At 74.8% G+C, this 17,189-nt stretch carries 14 protein-coding genes; 2 read left to right on the top strand and 12 right to left on the bottom strand.

Translation table 11 applies throughout. From position 1 onward, the window contains the following. The first annotated feature begins 896 nt into the window (after positions 1 to 896). Positions 897 to 1,691, top strand: coding sequence for a tyrosine-protein phosphatase (locus QC029_RS03325; RefSeq protein ID WP_279553812.1), 795 nt, complete (start codon positions 897 to 899; stop codon positions 1,689 to 1,691). 23 nt (positions 1,692 to 1,714) lie between these two features. Here QC029_RS03325 and QC029_RS03330 read toward each other — a convergent pair whose 3' ends face one another. The 5 genes from QC029_RS03330 to QC029_RS03350 all read right to left on the bottom strand — a co-directional run bounded on the left by QC029_RS03330 (position 1,715) and on the right by QC029_RS03350 (position 7,262). Next, the gene (locus tag QC029_RS03330) at positions 1,715 to 2,770 is read right to left on the bottom strand and encodes a polyprenyl synthetase family protein (protein ID WP_279553958.1); all 1,056 of its coding nucleotides are present in this window, start codon (positions 2,768 to 2,770) and stop codon (positions 1,715 to 1,717) included. Between the two features lie 55 nt (positions 2,771 to 2,825). After that, entirely contained in the window at positions 2,826 to 4,328 is a 1,503-nt protein-coding gene (gene hpnE, locus QC029_RS03335) for a hydroxysqualene dehydroxylase HpnE (protein WP_279553813.1), read from the bottom strand. Next, a complete protein-coding gene (gene hpnD, locus QC029_RS03340; protein ID WP_279553959.1) occupies positions 4,325 to 5,290 on the bottom strand; it encodes a presqualene diphosphate synthase HpnD in 966 nt (321 codons plus the stop codon). Before hpnD ends, hpnE begins: the two co-directional genes overlap by 4 nt. Before the next feature lie 8 nt (positions 5,291 to 5,298). Continuing rightward, complete coding sequence (gene hpnC, locus QC029_RS03345) at positions 5,299 to 6,222, bottom strand: squalene synthase HpnC (protein WP_279553814.1); 924 nt, start codon at positions 6,220 to 6,222, stop codon at positions 5,299 to 5,301. Positions 6,223 to 6,596: 374 nt separating this feature from the next. Further along, on the bottom strand, positions 6,597 to 7,262 hold the full coding sequence (locus tag QC029_RS03350; protein ID WP_279553815.1) for a TetR/AcrR family transcriptional regulator: 666 nt from the start codon (positions 7,260 to 7,262) through the stop codon (positions 6,597 to 6,599). 100 nt (positions 7,263 to 7,362) lie between these two features. Here QC029_RS03350 and QC029_RS03355 point away from each other — a divergent pair, with 100 nt between their 5' ends. Next, on the top strand, positions 7,363 to 9,621 hold the full coding sequence (locus QC029_RS03355) for an MMPL family transporter (protein ID WP_279553816.1): 2,259 nt from the start codon (positions 7,363 to 7,365) through the stop codon (positions 9,619 to 9,621). Here QC029_RS03355 and QC029_RS03360 read toward each other — a convergent pair. From QC029_RS03360 to QC029_RS03390, 7 genes are all read right to left on the bottom strand, one after another. Next, a complete protein-coding gene (locus QC029_RS03360) occupies positions 9,608 to 10,444 on the bottom strand; it encodes an ABC transporter ATP-binding protein (RefSeq protein ID WP_279553817.1) in 837 nt (278 codons plus the stop codon). The two genes, QC029_RS03355 and QC029_RS03360, sit on opposite strands and share 14 nt — an antisense overlap. Next, positions 10,431 to 11,378 carry an ABC transporter permease gene (locus QC029_RS03365; RefSeq protein WP_279553818.1) on the bottom strand — a complete coding sequence of 316 codons (948 nt, stop codon included), beginning with the start codon at positions 11,376 to 11,378 and terminating at the stop codon, positions 10,431 to 10,433. Before QC029_RS03365 ends, QC029_RS03360 begins: the two co-directional genes overlap by 14 nt. 99 nt (positions 11,379 to 11,477) lie before the next feature. Further along, entirely contained in the window at positions 11,478 to 12,323 is an 846-nt protein-coding gene (locus tag QC029_RS03370; RefSeq protein ID WP_279553960.1) for a glycosyltransferase family 2 protein, read from the bottom strand. Positions 12,324 to 12,416: 93 nt separating this feature from the next. Next, entirely contained in the window at positions 12,417 to 13,202 is a 786-nt protein-coding gene (locus QC029_RS03375) for a CDP-alcohol phosphatidyltransferase family protein (protein ID WP_279553819.1), read from the bottom strand. Beyond that, complete coding sequence (locus QC029_RS03380; protein WP_279553820.1) at positions 13,180 to 14,241, bottom strand: iron-containing alcohol dehydrogenase family protein; 1,062 nt, start codon at positions 14,239 to 14,241, stop codon at positions 13,180 to 13,182. The genes QC029_RS03375 and QC029_RS03380 overlap by 23 nt, the downstream gene beginning before the upstream one ends. Then, positions 14,229 to 14,978: a phosphocholine cytidylyltransferase family protein gene (locus tag QC029_RS03385; RefSeq protein ID WP_279553821.1), complete on the bottom strand. Its 750-nt coding sequence runs from the start codon at positions 14,976 to 14,978 to the stop codon at positions 14,229 to 14,231. Before QC029_RS03385 ends, QC029_RS03380 begins: the two co-directional genes overlap by 13 nt. After that, positions 14,975 to 16,891 (bottom strand): DUF5941 domain-containing protein, encoded by a 1,917-nt coding sequence (locus QC029_RS03390; protein ID WP_279553822.1) that lies wholly within the window; start codon positions 16,889 to 16,891, stop codon positions 14,975 to 14,977. Before QC029_RS03390 ends, QC029_RS03385 begins: the two co-directional genes overlap by 4 nt. Positions 16,892 to 17,189: the final 298 nt, after the last annotated feature.

Raw genomic sequence — 17,189 nt, forward strand, 5'->3', positions numbered from 1 at the left:
ATCGTGACCCCCTGTGGACGGGCGGCACGATCATAACCCTGGTTTGCCAGGGGCAAGTTACCGTGCCCGGACCGTGACGTTAAGTCGTGCGCGCAACCCGCCAGCCCCGGCGGCGCCGTGCCCGGGAGGACGCGCGGGGCGCCGTGGCGGGCCGGTCCCGGGGAACCCCCGAACACGGAGGCGTCGCCGCTGCGCGGTTCGACGTCGGTCCGGGGCCGGCCGCGGCCCTCGGGATCGCCGAGCCGGAAGACGCGGGTGTCGCCGGCGCCGGACGGGACCACGGGAGCGCGGGATGGCTCGTCCCCGTCGCGGCGCACCCCCGTGCGGACCTTCCCCCGGTGGAGGTTGCCGCGCGCGGTCCCGTACCGGACGGTGCACGACCCGTCCCCGTACGCCTCCTCCACCGCACGCCGCGCCCACTCCCCCGACCGGGCGGGGAACGGCTCGACCGGGCGGGGAACGGCTCGACCGGCGCGTCGTCGCCGTCCAGCGCGGTGCGGGCGTGGCCCTACGGACACCGGCGCAGGTCCGGGCAGACCTGCGCACCGGCATCCGGCCGCCCCGGGGCACGCGCGCGGCGCGAACCGCCGGACGGCCGGGCGGGTGCGCCGCGCCCGGCGCCACCTCGGTCGCCGACCGCCTGGGACCGGACACCGGAACAGTCCGTCGTCCACGTCCACCACCCCACCCCCGGGAGCGGCGCCGGTACCGCTCCCGGCACCACCGTTCCACCGGATCTCCACATCTCCGCCCGCCCGCCGCACGCACCGGCCGGCCCCCGTCCGCATGCCGTAGGGTCGCACTGGCCGGCGCGGGGCGGCCGGCCGCGGCGGGCGGCCCGCCGCCCCGCGCGGAGCCCCGGAAGCACCGGAGAGAACCCAGGACAAGGAGTACCCGTGACGTCCGAGACCGTGGAGCCCGTACTGGCAGGAGTGCGCAACTTCCGCGACGTCGGCGGCCTGCCGACCGTCGACGGACGGCGGGTGCGGCAGGGCGTGCTCTACCGCAGCGGGCACCTGGCGCACGCGACCGAGGAGGACGCCGCCTTCCTCTCCCGGCTCGGCCTGCACACGGTCTTCGACTTCCGCAACTCCGCCGACCAGGCCCTGGAGGGCCCGGACGTGGAACTGCCGGGCGTGCGGAACGTGAACATCCCGCTGTCGGACCCGGCGGAGGGCGCCGAGTTCTGGACGATGGTGCGCGAGGGCGACCTGGCGCAGCTCCGGGCGGCGCTCGGCGACGGCCGGGCCGAGGCCCGGATGGTCGCCTCGTACCGGGTGCTCGTCAGGGGCAGAACCGCCGAGCACGGCCGGCTGCTGCGCGCGCTGGCCGAGGACAGCGTCCCCGCCCTGATGCACTGCGCGGCGGGCAAGGACCGGGCCGGGCTGTCGATCGCGGTGACGCTGCTGGCCCTGGGCGTGGAGCGGGACGCGATCGAGGCGGACTACCTGGAGTCCAACGCCCCGCACCACCGCTACCGCGTGTACCGCTCCCCGAAGTCGGCCGACGGGATGTCGCCGGAGGTGATGGAGCTGATCGCGCCCCTGTTCGAGGTCCGTCCCGCCTACCTGCACGCGGCGTTCGACACCATCGACCGCACCTGGGGCGGGGTGGACGCCTACCTCTCCGAAGGGCTCGGTCTCACCCCGGCCCTGCGCGAGCGGCTGCGCGGCCGCCTGCTGGAGTCCTGACCCCGGCGGGCCGGCCGCGCCCGTCAGCCCTCGCGGACGACGACGAAGTCCGCGAGGGCCGCGAACTGCTCGCGCACCCGGCCCGGCATGTCGACGCCGTCCAGGGCGGCGAGGGCGGTGGCGTGCTGGCGGCGGGCCTCCTGGGAGGTCCACTCGCGGCCGCCGGCCTCCTCGATCAGCTCGGCGCGGGCCGCGAACTCCTCCTCGCTGAAGTCCTCGAACTCCCGCTGGCTCTTGGCGGCGTCCGCGGCCAGCAGCCCGCCGAGCCGCAGCGCGGCCGGACCGCCCGCGGCCAGGGCGGCGACCACCGGCAGGGACTTCTTGCGCTGCCGCAGGTCGCTCCAGGTCAGCTTGCCGGTCGCCCCCGGGTCGCCCCAGATGCCCAGCAGGTCGTCGACGGCCTGGAAGGCCAGGCCCAGGTGGTAGCCGTACGCCTCCAGGGCGTCGGCGGTGGCGTCGTCCGCGCCGCCGAGGACGGCGCCGATGGAGGTGGCGCAGGCCAGCAGCGCGCCGGTCTTGTTGCCCTCCATCTCCAGGCACTCGGCGACGGTGACCTTCTCCCGGTGCTCGTAGGAGATGTCCTGCGCCTGCCCGTCGATGAGCTTGCGGGTGGCCAGGGTCAGACGGCGGGTGGCCCGCGCGGCCTCGGCGGTGCCCAGCTCCAGCAGCACCTCGCCCGCCAGCGCGAACAGCGCGTCGCCGACCAGGATGGCCTGCGCCGGGCCGTGCACCTTCCACACGGTGTCGCGGTGGCGGCGCTGCTCGTCGCCGTCCATCAGGTCGTCGTGGAGCAGGGAGAAGTTGTGGACCAGTTCCACGGCCACCGCGCCGGGGATCCCGGTCTCGGGCTCGGCGCCCGCCGCCTCGGCCGACAGCAAGGCCAGCGCCGGGCGCACCGCCTTGCCGCCGTCGCCGTGCGCCGGGTTGCCCTGGGCGTCGGTCCAGCCGAAGTGGTAGGCGGCGACGGCGTCCATGGGCGGGGCGAGCCGTGCCACGGCGGCGCGCAGCATCGGCGTGGCGAGGGTGCGGCCGCGCTCCAGCAGCGAGACGACACTCGCGGTGTCGACGGCTGTGTCCATCAGGGTCCTCGGGATCGCCGGGGTCACGGGGTCTCCTCTGCGTTCGGTGTCGTGCTCACGCCGCCTCCTGGAAGACGTCGTCGTGCGGGCGGCCGAGGGCGGCCAGCGCTTCCCGGGCGGCGGTCAGCCCGCTGCGCACGGCGCCCTCCATCGTCGCGGGCCAGCCGGTGGCGGTCCACGCCCCGGCCAGCCACAGACCGGGCGCACCGGTGCGGGCGACGGGGCGGAGGCGTCCGACACCGGGTGCGGGGGCGAAGGTGGCGGTGCGCTCCCGCGTGACGAAGAAGTCGCGCACTTTCGCGCCGCGGGCGGCGGGCATCAAGCGGGCCAGTTCGGGAAGGTAGCGGTCGCGCAGGACGGCGACCGGCAGGTCGATCTCGTCCTGCGCGGCGGACTGGGACACCGCGAGGTACTGGCTCCCGCCGCCCTCCGGCGCGTCGCGCAGCCCGGAGGCCGCCGTGCGGTCGAAGACCCACTGCACGGGGGTGCCGAGCGCGGCGAGGAAGGGGCGGTGGAGCACCTTGCGGTCGTAGACCACGTGGACGTTGAGGATCGGCGCGTCGCCGATGCGCAGCAGCCGCTCCGGTTCGTCCAGCGCGCCCTCGGGGAGCAGCCGGTGGGCCTCGCGCTGGTGGACGGCGAGGACGACCGTGCCGGCCTCCAGCGTCGTCCGGCCCCTCGGGTCCGTCGGGTCCGCCGGGTCCGTCGAGTCACTGCCCGCCGGCCGGCGCGCCCCGGTGTCCACGGCGACCCGCCAGGTGCCGTCCGGCTCCCGGGTCAGCTCCCGGACGCGGCTCTGCCGCAGCACGCGTACGCCGGCCTTCTCCAGCGCGGCTCCGGCGAGCGTGTCGTGCAGGTGTCCCAGCGGGACGCGGGACCAGCCGATGTCGGCCGCGCCGGCGTCGCTGAGCAGGCCGGTGGTGAGGACCATCGCGGCCAGCCCGAGCGAGACGTCCGGGGCGCGGGCGTTGAGGGTGGCGACGCCGACGAGGTCCCACAGGGCCCGTACCGCGCGGGGGGACTGGCCGTGGCGGCGCAGCCAGCTCGCGAAGTCCTGGGCGTCCAGGGCGGGATCGGAGGGGTCGACCGTGCCCAGGCGCCTGAGCGCCAGCGCGGCCCGCCCCACGCGCAGCCGCTCGGCCGGGGAGAGGTGCGGGTAGCGGGCGAGGGAGGCCCCCAGGTGGAGGGGGGCGGGCAGGGCCGCGCGGCGGAGCCTGCCCAGCCTGCCGCGCCCGGCGTCGTGGACGGGGATGTCCAGGCGGGGCTGGAGGGGCGCGAGCGCGCTCGCGCCGACGCGCTCCAGGAACCAGCGGTAGGCGGTGCAGCAGCGCAGGTGGACGTGGTGGCCGTTGTCGACGGTCAGCTCCCCCGCGGCGCCGGCGCGGCGGAAGGAGAAGGCGAGCCCGCCGAGCCTGGGCGTGGCCTCCACCAGGGTGGTGGCGACCCCGGCCTCGGCCAGGCGCAGCGCGGCGGTGGTGCCCGCCAGTCCCCCGCCGACGACGACGGCGCGCTGGTCCGCCCCGTGCCGCGGGGCCCGTGGGTCGTGCGCGCCGGTCACCGGGCGCTCTCCCGGGGGGTCAGGCGGGCGGCCCGGCGGGCGTCGAGTCCGGACAGGCCGCGCAGGGCGACGTACGCCTTCTCGCGCGCCGGCAGGGAGACCCGGCCGCGCAGTACGGCGTGGGGGTCGCGGGCGATGCGGGTCAGCAGGCGGTGGTAGATCCCGGCCATGGCGGAGACGCAGGCGGCCGAGCGGCGGTCGAGCAGCGGCAGCAGCCTCAGCCCCTCGGCGAACAGCGCGCGGGCGCGGCGCACCTCGAAGCGGACCAGCCCGGCGAAGTCGCCGTCCGCGGGCGGCGCGTGGCGGTTCAGGCCGGTGGCGCAGCCGAACGCCGCGAGCTCCTCGCGGGGCAGGTAGGTGCGGCCCTCGGCGGCGTCCTCGCGCACGTCGCGCAGGATGTTGGTCAGCTGGAGGGCGAGGCCGAGGGTGTCGGCGTAGTGGGGGGCGCGCTCGGCGCCGGGGGCGCCGGGCACGGTGCCGAAGACCCCGAGCGAGAGCCGTCCGATGGCCCCGGCGACGCAGCGGCAGTACTCCCTGAGCTCGTCCCAGGTCTCGTACGCGCGGCCGCGGACGTCCATCAGGACGCCGTCGATCAGCTCGTCGAGACCGCCCAGCGGGATCGGGAAGCGGGCGGCGGCGTCGGCCAGGGCGACGGCGACCGGGTCGGTGGCGTCGTCGGGGACCTTTCCGGTGCGCACGAGGTCGAGCAGGGCGCGGGTCTCCTCCAGCCGGGCGTGCTTGACCGCCGGGTCCAGCGGGCCGTCGCCGATGTCGTCGACGCGCCGGGAGAAGGCGTACAGGGCCGACATCGCCTGGCGCCGGCCGGCGGGCAGCAGCCGGATGCCGTAGGCGAAGTTGCGGGCCTGGCCGGCGGTGACGGCCTCGCAGTAGCGGTAGGCGGCGAGGACCTGCGGGGAGGGGGGAGGCGTCCGCTCCGCGCCGCGGCCGGCGGTCCGCTTCACCGCGCGGTTCACCGCGCCCGTCCCAGGACGGCCGCGGTCTCGCGCAGCACCCCGGTCCGGCCGGGGCGCGGGGCGCCGGCCAGGACGTCGTACCGGGCGGACCGGATGGCGCGCAGGGCGGCCCGTCCGCCGCCGACGAATCCGGCGATGAGGATCTTCGGTATGCCGGGCACGCTGGCCACCAGCGGGACTCCTTCGTTCAGCAGTTCACGGGCGCGCTGCGCCTCCCAGGCGATCAGGGCGCGCACCGACGCGTTCGCGGTGGGGGCCGCGAGGTCGGCCTCGGTGACCCGGAAGCGCTCCAGGTCCTCGGCGGGCAGGTAGATCCGGTCGCGCAGCGCGAGGTCCTCGGCGACGTCCTGGAGGTGTTCGGCGATCTGCAGCGCGGTGCAGACGGCGTCGGAGCGGCGGACGCGGTCGGGGGTGGTGGTGCCGGTGACGGCCAGGACGAGCCGGCCGACGGGGTCGGCGGACAGCTCGCAGTAGCCCAGCAGCTCCTCCCAGGTGCCGTACCGGCGGACCTTCTGGTCCAGCCGGTTGGCCTCGACCAGCGCGAGGAACGGCTCGGGGGTCAGCGCGTGGCGGCGCACGGTCGGCACCAGGGCGTACAGCAGGGGGTGGCGGGGCCCGTCCCGGCCCTCCGAGCCGGGGTCGCGGGCGGTGCGGAAGACCCGACGCAGCTCGGCCTCGAAGGCGTCGAGCAGGGCCTGGCGGTCGCCTGCGCGGTCGGGGTCCAGGCCCAGCAGGGCGGCGTCGGCGCCGCCGGGCGGAAGGTCGCCGTCCCCGATGTCGTCCAGGAGGCGGACGCAGCCGTACACGGCCATCAGGTCGTCCCGCCAGGCCCGGGGGAGGAAGCGGGGGGCCACGGGGAAGTTCTCGCGCGCGGCCTTGTCGAGGACGGCGCGCGCCCGCGCGTCCGGCACGGGGGTCACCGGGGACCGCCCACAGCCATCGCCGTCACCTCTGTGTCTCTCCAACCGACAGTCCCGTCCCTTTCGAACGGCGGCGTTCCACGACACCCGCGTCCCTCATGCCTCATGCCACCGATGGCGTCCGCGACACCACGGAACCCGGGGAGGCCTGCGGCGTCGGGGGTGTCGGCGGCGTCGGCGACGCCTCTCCCGCGGGCGCCGCCCGCGGTGTCCGCGTACGGAACATCCTATTTCGGGCACGCCCCGCGCATGATCCGCTGCTCGTCCGACCGGGGGCCGGACCGTCCGGCACACCGTTCACCGGCACCGGCTCAGCTTACGTCGTACGCGGGGGCGGCCCGCCGCGCGGGTGGGCGGGCGGCGGGCCGGGACCGTCACTCCGGAGCCGTGAGTCCCCCGATGACCGTGGAGAGGGCTCCCTCGACGAGGGCCTCGCGCTGCTCCGGGGCGACCCGGGAGAGCGGCCCGTCCAGCAGGAGCACCGCCAGCCCGTGCACCGCGCTCCAGGCGGTGATCTCCGCGCCGGGACGCCGTTCGGCGGGCATCCGTCCGGTGTCGACGAGGGCGTCCAGGGCGCCGACGAGGAGCCGGAAGGAGCGGAAGGCCCAGCCGTCCGGGTCCCCCGCGGCCGGTGCGGCCCCGGAGGGGGCGCCGGCCGCGGCGGGGTCGTGGCGGAACGCCGTGCGGAACAGGCCGGGCTCGGCGAGGGCGAAGGCGACGTAGCCGCGCCCGAGGGCCTTGACGCGCTCCTCGGCGGCCCGCCCGGCGTCCTCTCCTCCCCCGGTCTCCCCGGCCGTCCGCTCCATCGTCTCCGCCAGCCACCGCTGGCCGCGCTCCTTGACCGCGTTCAGCAGATCGGCCTGCCCGGCGAAGTGGCGGTAGGCGGCGGTGGGCGAGACGCCGACCCGGCGGGCGGCGGCGCGCAGCACGACGGCCTCGGGCCCGCCGTCGCGGGCGAGGTCGGTGGCGGCCTCGACGAGCGCGTTGCGCAGATCGCCGTGGTGGTAGCCGCTCCTGCCGCCGTTCTCGGTCCGCGTCATGGGGCACCACCTGATGTTGACAGCATTAACATTCCTCTGCGACAGTCGATGTTGACGCCGTAAACATCCTACGGCGCGCATCCGGACAAGGGGGAAGACCATGTTGTCGTGTCTGTCGTGGCTCTCCGAACTCGTACTGCGCCGCACCCGCGCGGTACTGCTGGCCTCGCTCGTCGCCGTCCTCGTCATGGGCGCCGCCGGCTTCGGGGCGTTCGGCGCGCTCCAGAGCGGGGGCTTCGAGGACCCCGACGCGCCCTCCACCCGCGCCGCCGCCCTCATCGACGAGAAGTTCGGCGGCGAGGCCAACCTCGTGCTGCTGGTGCGGGCGGACGACGGCGAGCGCCTGGACTCCCCCGCCGTCGAGCGCGCCGGCCGGGAGCTGGCGGCGGGGCTGGCGGACGAGCCGGGCGTGACGAACGTCGTCTCCCGCTGGGACGCCGGCGGCTCCGCCCTCACCTCGCGCGACGGCACCCAGGCGCTGATCCTCGCCCACGTCGGCGGCGACAGCACCGAGCGCACCGACCGCGCCGAGGAGATCACCGCGAAGTGGACCGGCGACCGGGGCCCGGTCACCGTCCTCGCGGGCGGCCGGGCGGCCGTCGGCAACGACATCACCCAGCAGGTCTCGAAGGACCTCGCGGTCGCCGAGGCGATCGCCGTGCCCGTCACCCTCGTCCTGCTGGTGATCGCCTTCGGCAGCGTCACCGCCGCGCTGCTGCCGCTGGCCATCGGACTGCTCGCGGTCCTGGGCACCTTCGCCGAGCTCTTCGTGCTCGGCAACCTCACCGACGTCTCCGTCTTCTCCGTCAACCTCACCACCGCGCTCGGCCTGGGCCTGGGCATCGACTACGGCCTGCTGCTGGTCGGCCGGTTCCGCGAGCGGCTGGCCCAGGGCGACGCGGTCCCCGACGCACTGCGCACCACCGTGGCCACCGCGGGCCGCACCATCGCCTTCTCCGCCGCCACCGTCATCGCGGCCCTCGCCGCCCTCCTCCTCTTCCCGCCCTTCTTCCTGCGCTCCTTCGCCTACGCCGGGATCGGCGTGGTGGCGATCGCCGCGGTCGGCGCGCTGGTGGTCGTCCCCGCCCTGCTGGCCCTCCTGGGCCACCGGGTCAACAGCGGCCGGCTGCCGTGGGCCGAAGCCGTGCGCCGCCCCGACGCCCCGGTGTGGGGCCGCCTCGCCACCACCGTGATGCGCCGCCCCGCGCTCACCGCGCTGCCGGTGCTCGCGGTGCTGCTGCTCGCCGCGAGCCCGCTGCTGGGCGCGACCTTCGGCAACCCCGACGAGCGGGTGCTGCCGGGGACCGCGCAGAGCCGCCAGGTGGCCGAGGCCGTCGAGGAGGACTTCGCCGGCGACGCCTCCTCCGCGGTCCAGATCGTCACCACCGGCCCGGTGGGCCCCGGCGACCTCGGCGCGTACGCCACCGCCCTCTCCCGGCTGGACGGCGTCGTCCGCGTCCAGGCCTCCTCCGGCGTCTACAGCGGGGGCGAGGCCGCACCGCCCGGCCCGGCGGAGGCCGCGCTCGGCCGCGAGGACGCCCAGCGCCTGACCGTCACCACCGAACCGGCGCCCGCCTCCGGCGCGGCCCAGGACCTGGTGCGCCAGATCCGCGAGGTGCCCGCCCCGGACGGCGTGACCGCCCTGGTGGGCGGGGAGGACGCGCAGCTGGTGGACACCAAGGCCGCCATCGGCGACCGGCTGCCCGCCGCGATCGCCTGGGTGGCCGTGACCACCTTCGTCCTGCTGTTCCTGTTCACCGGCAGCGTCGTCCAGCCGCTGCGCGCGCTGGTGCTCAACACCATCAGCCTGACGGCGGCGATCGGCGCGATGGTCTGGATCTTCCAGGACGGCCACCTGTCCTCGGTGCTCGGCTTCACCCCGATGCCCATGGACACCTCGATGACCGTGCTGCTGTTCTGCATCGTCTTCGGCCTGTCGATGGACTACGAGGTCTTCGTCACCAGCCGGATCAAGGAGCTGCACGACGCGGGCGAGGGGACGGAGGCGGCCGTCTCCCGCGGGCTGTCGCGGACCGGGCGGATCGTCACCATGGCGGCCGGCCTGCTGGCGGTGAGCCTGTTCGCCTTCGGCACCAGCGAGATCTCCTTCATCCAGATGTTCGGCCTCGGCAGCGGCCTGGCCATCCTGATCGACGCGGTCGCGGTGCGCGGCGTGCTCGTCCCGGCCGCGATGCGGCTGCTGGGGTCCGCCGCCTGGTACGCGCCCGAGGTGCTGCGCCGGGTGCACCGCAGGGTGGGCCTGGACGAGGGCGGCGCTCCCCCGCCGCCCCAGGCCCCGGCCCCGCGCGAGACCGCCGGGGCCGGGGCGGCGCGCGGTCCCGCGGCTACTTGCGGGTGAACTCCTCGTACGCCTTCATCACGTCCTCGGTCGGGCCGTCCATGCGCAGCACGCCGCTCTCCAGCCACAGCACCCGGTCGCAGGTGTCCCGGATGGACTTGTTGTTGTGGCTGACCAGGAAGACCGTCCCGGCCTCCTTGCGCAGCTCGCGGATGCGGGCCTCCGAGCGCTTCTGGAACCTCTTGTCGCCCGTCGCCAGGGCCTCGTCGATCATCAGCACGTCGTGGTCCTTGGCCGCGGCGATGGAGAACCGCAGCCGGGCCGCCATGCCGGACGAGTACGTCCGCATCGGCAGGCTGATGAAGTCGCCCTTCTCGTTGATGCCGGAGAAGTCGACGATGTCCTGGTAGCGCTCCTGGACCTGGGCCTTGGTCATGCCCATCGCCAGCCCGCCCAGTATGACGTTGCGCTCGCCGGTCAGGTCGTTCATCAGCGCGGCGTTGACGCCCAGCAGCGAGGGCTGGCCGTCGGTGTAGACCTTGCCGCGCTCGGCGGGCAGCAGGCCCGCGATGGCCTTCAGGAGGGTGGACTTGCCCGAGCCGTTGGAGCCGATCAGCCCGATGGCCTCGCCGCGGTAGGCGACGAAGCTGACGCCCTTGACCGCGTGCACCTCGCGCATCCCCGCCGGAGCCTTGCGCCGCAGGATGCGGTTGAGGGCCGCCGTGGCGCTGCCCCTGCCGCCGCCACCGCCGTTGACGCGGTAGACGACGTGCAGGTCCTCGGCGATGACGGTCGGCGTCCGGGGCTCGCGCACCGGCTCCGCGGAGCCGGCCTGCCCGGTCTGCCCGGCCTTCTGGGTGCTGTCGGCCTCAGCCACGGCCATAACGCTCCTCCGCCTTCCAGAAGTACACGAATCCGCCGGCGCCGACCAGCAGGGCCCAGCCCGCGGCCAGCGCCCAGGCGTACGGCGGGAGGTCGGCGACGGTGTAGCCGTCGATGAGCGCGAAGCGCGTCAGGTCCATGTAGACGGCCGCGGGGTTGGCCTGGGCGGCGACCACCAGCCACTCCGGGGCGCTGGTGCGCTCCCTGAGCATGTACTCCAGGGAGAACATCACGCCGGACGCGTACATCCACGTGCGCATCACGAAGGGCATCAGCTGGGCCAGGTCCGGGGTCCTGCTCCCCAGCCGGGCCATGACCATCGCCAGACCGGTGTTGAAGACCAGCTGCAGCGCCAGGACCGGCAGCACCAGCAGCCACGACCAGTCCGGGAACTGCCGGAAGCCGAGGAGGATGACCACCAGGACGATCATCGAGTACAGCAGCTGCTGCAGTTGCTGCAGCGAGAAGGAGATGGGCAGCGCGGCGCGCGGGAAGTGCAGGGCCCGGACCAGGCCGAGGTTGCCGGAGATGGCCCGGACGCCGGAGAGGACCGAGGTCTGCGTGAAGGTGAAGACGAAGACGCCCGTGACCAGGAACGGAATGTAGTTCTGCTTGCCGCCCGGGACTCCCTCGCGGCCGCCCAGCAGGATGCCGAAGACGAAGAAGTAGACCGCCGCGTTCAGCAGCGGCGTGGCCACCTGCCACAGCTGGCCGAGCTTGGCCTGGCTGTACTGCGCCACGAGTTTCGCCTGGGAGAAGGCGAGGATGAAGTGCCGTCGCGCCCACAGCTGCCGGACGTACTCCATCAGGGAGGGCCGCGCCCCGCTCACCGTCAGCCCGTACTTGGCGGCGAGTTCGGCCGGGGACAGGCCGTCGTCTGGTGAACGCGGGGGCTCGCCCGTCGCGATCGCACCACCGTGCGTTGTCTCGCTCACGTTGAAACTTTCGTCCTCACAGTGCGCAGCCGGGATGGGAATGAGTGCAGCGGGACCCCGGACTCCGTCACCGGACCCGATGCTCTCAGACAGAGCTTGTCAGATGACGGGAGGGCGGCCCAGCCGGGTCAGACGCCACACCGTACGCCACTTCATGGGACGGCGGGGACCGCACGGGGTGGTCCAGCCCTCCCTGAACCCGCCCAGCCAGGCGCGCAGCGCGGGCCGGGAGGGGCGGCGGGCGAGGGTCAGCAGCAGCCAGACGCCCAGGTAGAGCGGGATCAGCGGCAGCGGCAGGTTGCGCCGGGCCAGCCACACCCGGTTGCGGGCGACCATCCTGTGGTAGACCGCGTGGCGGCTGGGGAGGGTGGTGGGGTGGTGGAGCACCATGTCGGCGCGGTAGTCGATCATCCACCCCGCGTCCAGCGCCCGCCAGGCCAGGTCGGTCTCCTCGTGGGCGTAGAAGAACTCGTCCGGCAGCCCGCCGACCTGCCGGAAGACCGCGGTGCGCACGGCGTTGGCGCCGCCGAGGAAGGTCGTCACGCGCGAGGAGCGCATCGGGTCCGACGCGCGCAGCCGCGGTACGTGGCGGCGCTGGGTGACGCCGGTCTCGGGGTCGGCGATGCGGAAGCTGACGATGCCCAGCCGCGGGTCGGCGGCGAACGCCTGCCGGACCAGTTCGGCGGTGTCGGTGTTGGGCAGCAGCCCGTCGTCGTCGAGGAAGAGCAGGACGTCCACCTCGCCGCCGCCCGGCCCGAACGCCTCGATGCCGACGTTGCGGCCGCCGGGGATGCCGAGGTTCTCCGGCAGCTCCACCGTCCGCACCCCGTCCGGCAGCTCCGGCAGCGGTGCGCCGTTGCCGACCACCACGACCCGGATCGGGTCGCCGTCCTGCTTGGCGACCGAGTCCAGCAGGGCGCGCAGCTCCTCGGGGCGGTTGCCCATGGTGAGGATGACCGCGCCCAGGGTCAGGCCCCCGGAGGCGTCCTCCGGACCGTCCGGGCCTCTCGTGCCGTCCGTCACGTCACTCACCGCCCCTCACCGCAGCCGGCTCGACGCCAGGATGGACACCAGGTGCAGCAGCGTCTGGAGGACCGCGACGGCCGCCAGGACGGCGACGCCCAGCCGGGTGAAGAAGAGGTCGCCGCGCAGCGTGTCCGCCACCGCGACCAGCAGGATCAGCAGGGACGCCTCGACGCCGCCGACCAGCCGGTGGAACTTCAGCGCCGCCGCCGCCCGGCGGGCCAGCGCCAGTCCCGAGGAGCGGGGCACGGCCGCCTCGTCCCGGACGGCGGGCAGGCCGCCGCGGGAGCGGGCCACGTCCACCAGGTCGGTCTCGGCCTTGATCAGGATCGCGCCCAGCGCGGCCACGGTGCCCAGGAAGGCCCACAGCCAGTTCGCGGAGGCCCCCTCGGTGCGGAAGACGTCCGCGGCCCGTACGCCGAAGCCGACCAGCAGCGCCGCCTCGGCCAGGTAGTGGCCCACCCGGTCGAGGTAGACGCCGGTGATGGAGGTCTGCTTCCGCCAGCGGGCGACCTCGCCGTCCACGCAGTCCAGCAGCAGGTAGAACTGGATGAGGAGGGCGGCGATGACGGCCCCGGCCAGGCCCGGCACCAGCAGTACGGCGCCGGCGGCCACGCCCGCGACGACCATCAGGTAGGTGAGCTGGTTGGGCGTTATCCGGGTGTTCACCAGATGCCGGGTCCAGCGCAGCGAGATCTCCCGCATGTACAGGCGCCCGGCCCAGTGCTCGCCGCTGCGCCGGTCCTTCACCCCCGCGGGGTGGACGACCGGGCGGAGTTCAGCTACTGATGGCTTTGACATAGTCGGCGTACGCGTCCCTGATCTGGTCGGTGGACAGGTCCAGGTGCTCGAGGATCGTGTAGCGCCCGGGCCGGGTCTGCGGCGCGTACTCCACCGCCCTCACGAACTCGTCCTCGTTGAAGCCGATCTCGCCGGGCAGCACGGGCAGGCCGTGGCGGCGCAGCACGTCGACGATCAGCAGCGTCTGCTCCTCCGCCCCGCGCAGGTGCATCGCGAAGGCGGCACCGAGCCCGCACTGCTCGCCGTGCGCGGCGGCGCGGCGGGGGTAGAGCAGGTCGAAGGCGTGGTTGATCTCGTGGCAGGCGCCGGAGGCGGGGCGGCTGTCGCCGGCCACCGACATGGAGATGCCGGTGAGCACCAGCCCCTCGGCCAGCACGGTGAGGAACTCGTCGTCGCCGCAGCCGCCCGGGTGGCGCAGCACCGCCTCGCCCGCCTGGCGGGCCATGGCGGCGGCCAGGCCGTCGATCGCCTCGCCGGTCACCTTGTGGGAGAGCTCCCAGTCGGCGACGGCGGAGATGTTGGAGATCACGTCGCCGACGCCCGAGCGCACGAAGCGGATCGGGGCCTCGCGGATGACGTCGAGGTCGATGACGATCGCGATCGGGTTCGGCACGCCGTACGAGCCGCGCCCGGCGTCGTTGTCGAGCGTGGCGACCGGCGAGCACAGGCCGTCGTGGCTGAGGTTGGTGGCGACGGCGACCAGCGGCAGGCCGATGCGCGCGGCGGCGAACTTGGCGCAGTCGATGATCTTCCCGCCGCCCATGCCGACGACCGCGTCGTAGTGGCCGGACTTCATCGCGTCGGCCAGCTTGATCGCGTCGTCCAGCGTCCCGCCGCCGACCTCGTACCAGTCGGCGCCCGGCAGCGCGGGGGCGAACCGCTCGCGCAGGGCCGCGCCCGAGCCGCCGCTGATGGCGATGGCGAGCTTGCCGGAGGCCGAGATCCGCTGGTCGACCAGGAGACCCGCCAGGTCGTCCAGCGCACCGGGCCTGATGTCGACGACGACCGGCGACGGGATGAGCCGGGTCAGTACTGGCACGCGATCCCCCGCGCCTTGTCCAGGTCGTCGTGGTTGTCGATCTCGACCCACGCGACCTCGCCGATCGGGGCGACGTCGACGGTGAAGCCGCGGTTCACCAGCTCCTGGTAGCCGTCCTCGTAGTACAGCTGCGGGTCGCGCTCGTAGGTGGCCTTCAGGGCGTCGGCCAGGTCGGCGGCGGCCTCGCCCTCGATGAGGGTCACGCCGATGTACTCGCCGGTGGCGTCGGCCGGGTCCATCAGCTTGGTGATGCGGCGCATGCCCCTGCCGGGCTCGACGACGACCTTCATCTCCTCGTCGGCCAGCTTCTTGACCGTGTCGAGGGCGAGGATGATCCGCTGCCCCTCGCCGCGGGCCTCCAGCAGGGTCTGCTCGACGGAGACGGGGTGGACGGTGTCGCCGTTGGCCAGGATCACGCCCTCCTTGATGACGTCGCGGGCGCACCACAGGGAGTAGGCGTTGTTCCACTCCTCGGCCTTGTCGTTGTCCACCAGGTGGAGCGTGACGCCGTACTTCTTCTCCAGGGCCGCCCTGCGCTCGTAGACGGCCTCCTTGCGGTAGCCCACGACCACGGCGACGTCGGTCAGGCCGACCTCGCGGAAGTTGCCGAGGGTGAGGTCCAGCACGGTCGTGGTCCCCTCGCCCGCCGGGTCCACCGGCACCAGGGCCTTGGGAAGGGTGTCGGTGTAGGGACGCAGACGCCGTCCGGCGCCGGCGGCCAGCACGAGGCCGATCATGCGGGTTCTCCTGTTTCGTCGTGTACGGCGGGCGCCTGCGAGGACACCCAGAAACGGACGCTCTCGGTGGTCACCGTGAGCGCCAGGGCCACGGCCAGGACCGTGAGCGCGATCGTGAAGCCCTGACCCGCGGCCCACAGGACGGCGGCGGCCGTGACCACCACGACGCGTCCCTCGTGCCCGCCGATCGCCCGCACCAGTCGTCGCGGGGGGGCGCCGGTGCCGCCGCGAATGCGGTACACCGTGTCGTAGTGATGGTAGGCGACCGCCGCGACCAGCCCGAACGCGGCGGGCAGGGCGCCGTCCGCCTCGGACCGGGCGGCCAGTACCAGGATCGTGGTGTACTCCGCCGCGCGGAAGAGGGGCGGCACCAGCCAGTCGAGCGCGCCCTTGAGCGGGCGGGCGACGGCGAGGCCGGCCAGTACGGCGTAGCCGAGCGCGGCGGCCGGGAGCGTGATTCCCACGGGGGCCCACAGCGCGGCGGACACCAGCCCGGCCGAGCCCAGCAGGGCGAGGGCGGGGGCGGTGAACGCGGGGAGCCGCGCCCCCCGGAGCGCGGCCGAGCCCAGCGCGACGCCCTCCGCCAGCGGTCCGGAGTCGGCCAGGTCGGCCAGGGCCCGGGCGGCGCGGTCGGTGCGCGCGGCCCTGCGCGTGAGCGAGCGCAGCACCCGCCCGGCGGTGGTGTAGCAGGCGGCGAACGCGCAGCCGGCCAGCAGCACGGTGAAGGTGGTGCGGGGGGTGGTGAGGGCGGTGAGGACGGCGATCAGCGTCCAGCGCTCCCCGATCGGCAGCACGATCATGCGGCGGGCCCACACCGTCCAGCCGACGCTGTCAAGCCTCCCGGACAGGGCGGCGGTGGGGCTGGTGTTGCCGGCGGCCCCTCCCTCCTCGCCTCCCTTCCCGTCCTCCCTCTCGTACCGATCGGCCTCGTTGAAGGAGAAGTCCACCACGTGGCGGCACGTCTGGAGCACCATCGCGCCCAGCGCCAGCGCCCACACGTCGTCACCGCCGCGGGCCGCGCCGAGCGCCAGGCCCGCGTAGTAGGCGTACTCCTTGGCGCGGTCGAAGGTGGCGTCCAGCCAGGCGCCGAGCGTGGAGTACTTCAGCGCGTAGCGGGCGAGCTGGCCGTCGGCGCAGTCCAGTACGAACGAGGCGATCAGCAGCACCCCGGCCGCGACGAAGCCGCCGCGGGTGCCGGTGGCGGCGCAGGCCGCCGCGACCAGCGCGGTGAGCAGCGAGGCGGTGGTCACCTGGTTGGGGGTGAGTCCGCGCCGCGCGCACCAGCGGGCGATGTACCGGGAGTAGGGGCTGACGAGGAAGGTGGTGAAGAAGCCGTCGCGGGACTTCACCGCCGAGCGCAGCCGCACCGCCTCCTCGTCGACGGCCGCCACGGCCCGCTCCGCCTCGGCGCGCTCCGCCTCGCCGGCGGGCACGGCGGCGACGAGCACCCCCAGCTCGGGCCGGTGGACGGCCGGGGCGTCCCCGTCCTCCTCCAGCGCGGCCGCCACCCGGTCGGGCAGGCCGGCGGGCTCCGGGGCGGCGGCCTCCGCGGCGTTCCCCCCGGCGGCGACCGGCGCGGTCCGCGCGGACGGGGCCGGGGCGGAGGCAGGGGCGGACGCGGCGGCCGCCACGGCCCGCGCCAGGGCGGCGCGCGCCCCGGGCCGGACGGTCAGGGCGCCGGGTACCGCGGCCGCGGGGAAGCGCGGGTCGGTCAGGGCCAGCCGCAGGCTGTGCGTGTGGCCGACGAAGCGGGGGTCGACGAGGGCGACGCGCTCACCGGCGGGCACGGCGGCCAGCGCCACCTCCACCCCGGCGGCGTCGTCCGCCACCCGCACGTCGAACCCCAGCGACCGCAGATCGCCCTCCAGGGGCGCCCCCGCGACCGGCGGACCGGTGAGAATGGCGGTCGACAAGAACGAACTCACTCCTTGGAAGCCGTGTTGTCCGCGGCGCGGTCCGTACGGGCGGCATCCGGGCAGCGGTCACCGTGCGCCATCACCCGTTCGGGGCAGGCGGCACGTGGCCAGAGGTTATCGGATCGGTGGAAGCGGCCGTTCACCCCTCATTCACCGGGGAGAGACCACCCCACCGGCACGAAACATGACAGAACACCACGGACCGCGGCCCAGCATCCTCGATCACGGCGGTCCGCACAAGAACCGCGCCCGTGGCGGCCCTCGGCCGGTGACCATGACGCGGCCACGGCGCAGT

Origin of the sequence: Streptomyces sp. DH37, assembly GCF_029813835.1 — a bacterium.
Taxonomy (GTDB): Bacteria; Actinomycetota; Actinomycetes; order Streptomycetales; family Streptomycetaceae; genus Streptomyces.

Bases quoted from the DNA above. Each gene is read 5' to 3' on its own strand.
- QC029_RS03330 (WP_279553958.1), bottom strand. From the start codon at position 2,770: ATGGACACAGCCGTCGACACCGCGAGTGTCGTCTCGCTGCTGGAGCGC.
- QC029_RS03350 (WP_279553815.1), bottom strand. From the start codon at position 7,262: ATGACGCGGACCGAGAACGGCGGCAGGAGCGGCTACCACCACGGCGAT.
- QC029_RS03355 (WP_279553816.1), top strand. From the start codon at position 7,363: ATGTTGTCGTGTCTGTCGTGGCTCTCCGAACTCGTACTGCGCCGCACC.
- QC029_RS03360 (WP_279553817.1), bottom strand. From the start codon at position 10,444: ATGGCCGTGGCTGAGGCCGACAGCACCCAGAAGGCCGGGCAGACCGGG.
- QC029_RS03370 (WP_279553960.1), bottom strand. From the start codon at position 12,323: ATGGGCAACCGCCCCGAGGAGCTGCGCGCCCTGCTGGACTCGGTCGCC.
- QC029_RS03375 (WP_279553819.1), bottom strand. From the start codon at position 13,202: ATGTCAAAGCCATCAGTAGCTGAACTCCGCCCGGTCGTCCACCCCGCG.
- QC029_RS03385 (WP_279553821.1), bottom strand. From the start codon at position 14,978: ATGATCGGCCTCGTGCTGGCCGCCGGCGCCGGACGGCGTCTGCGTCCC.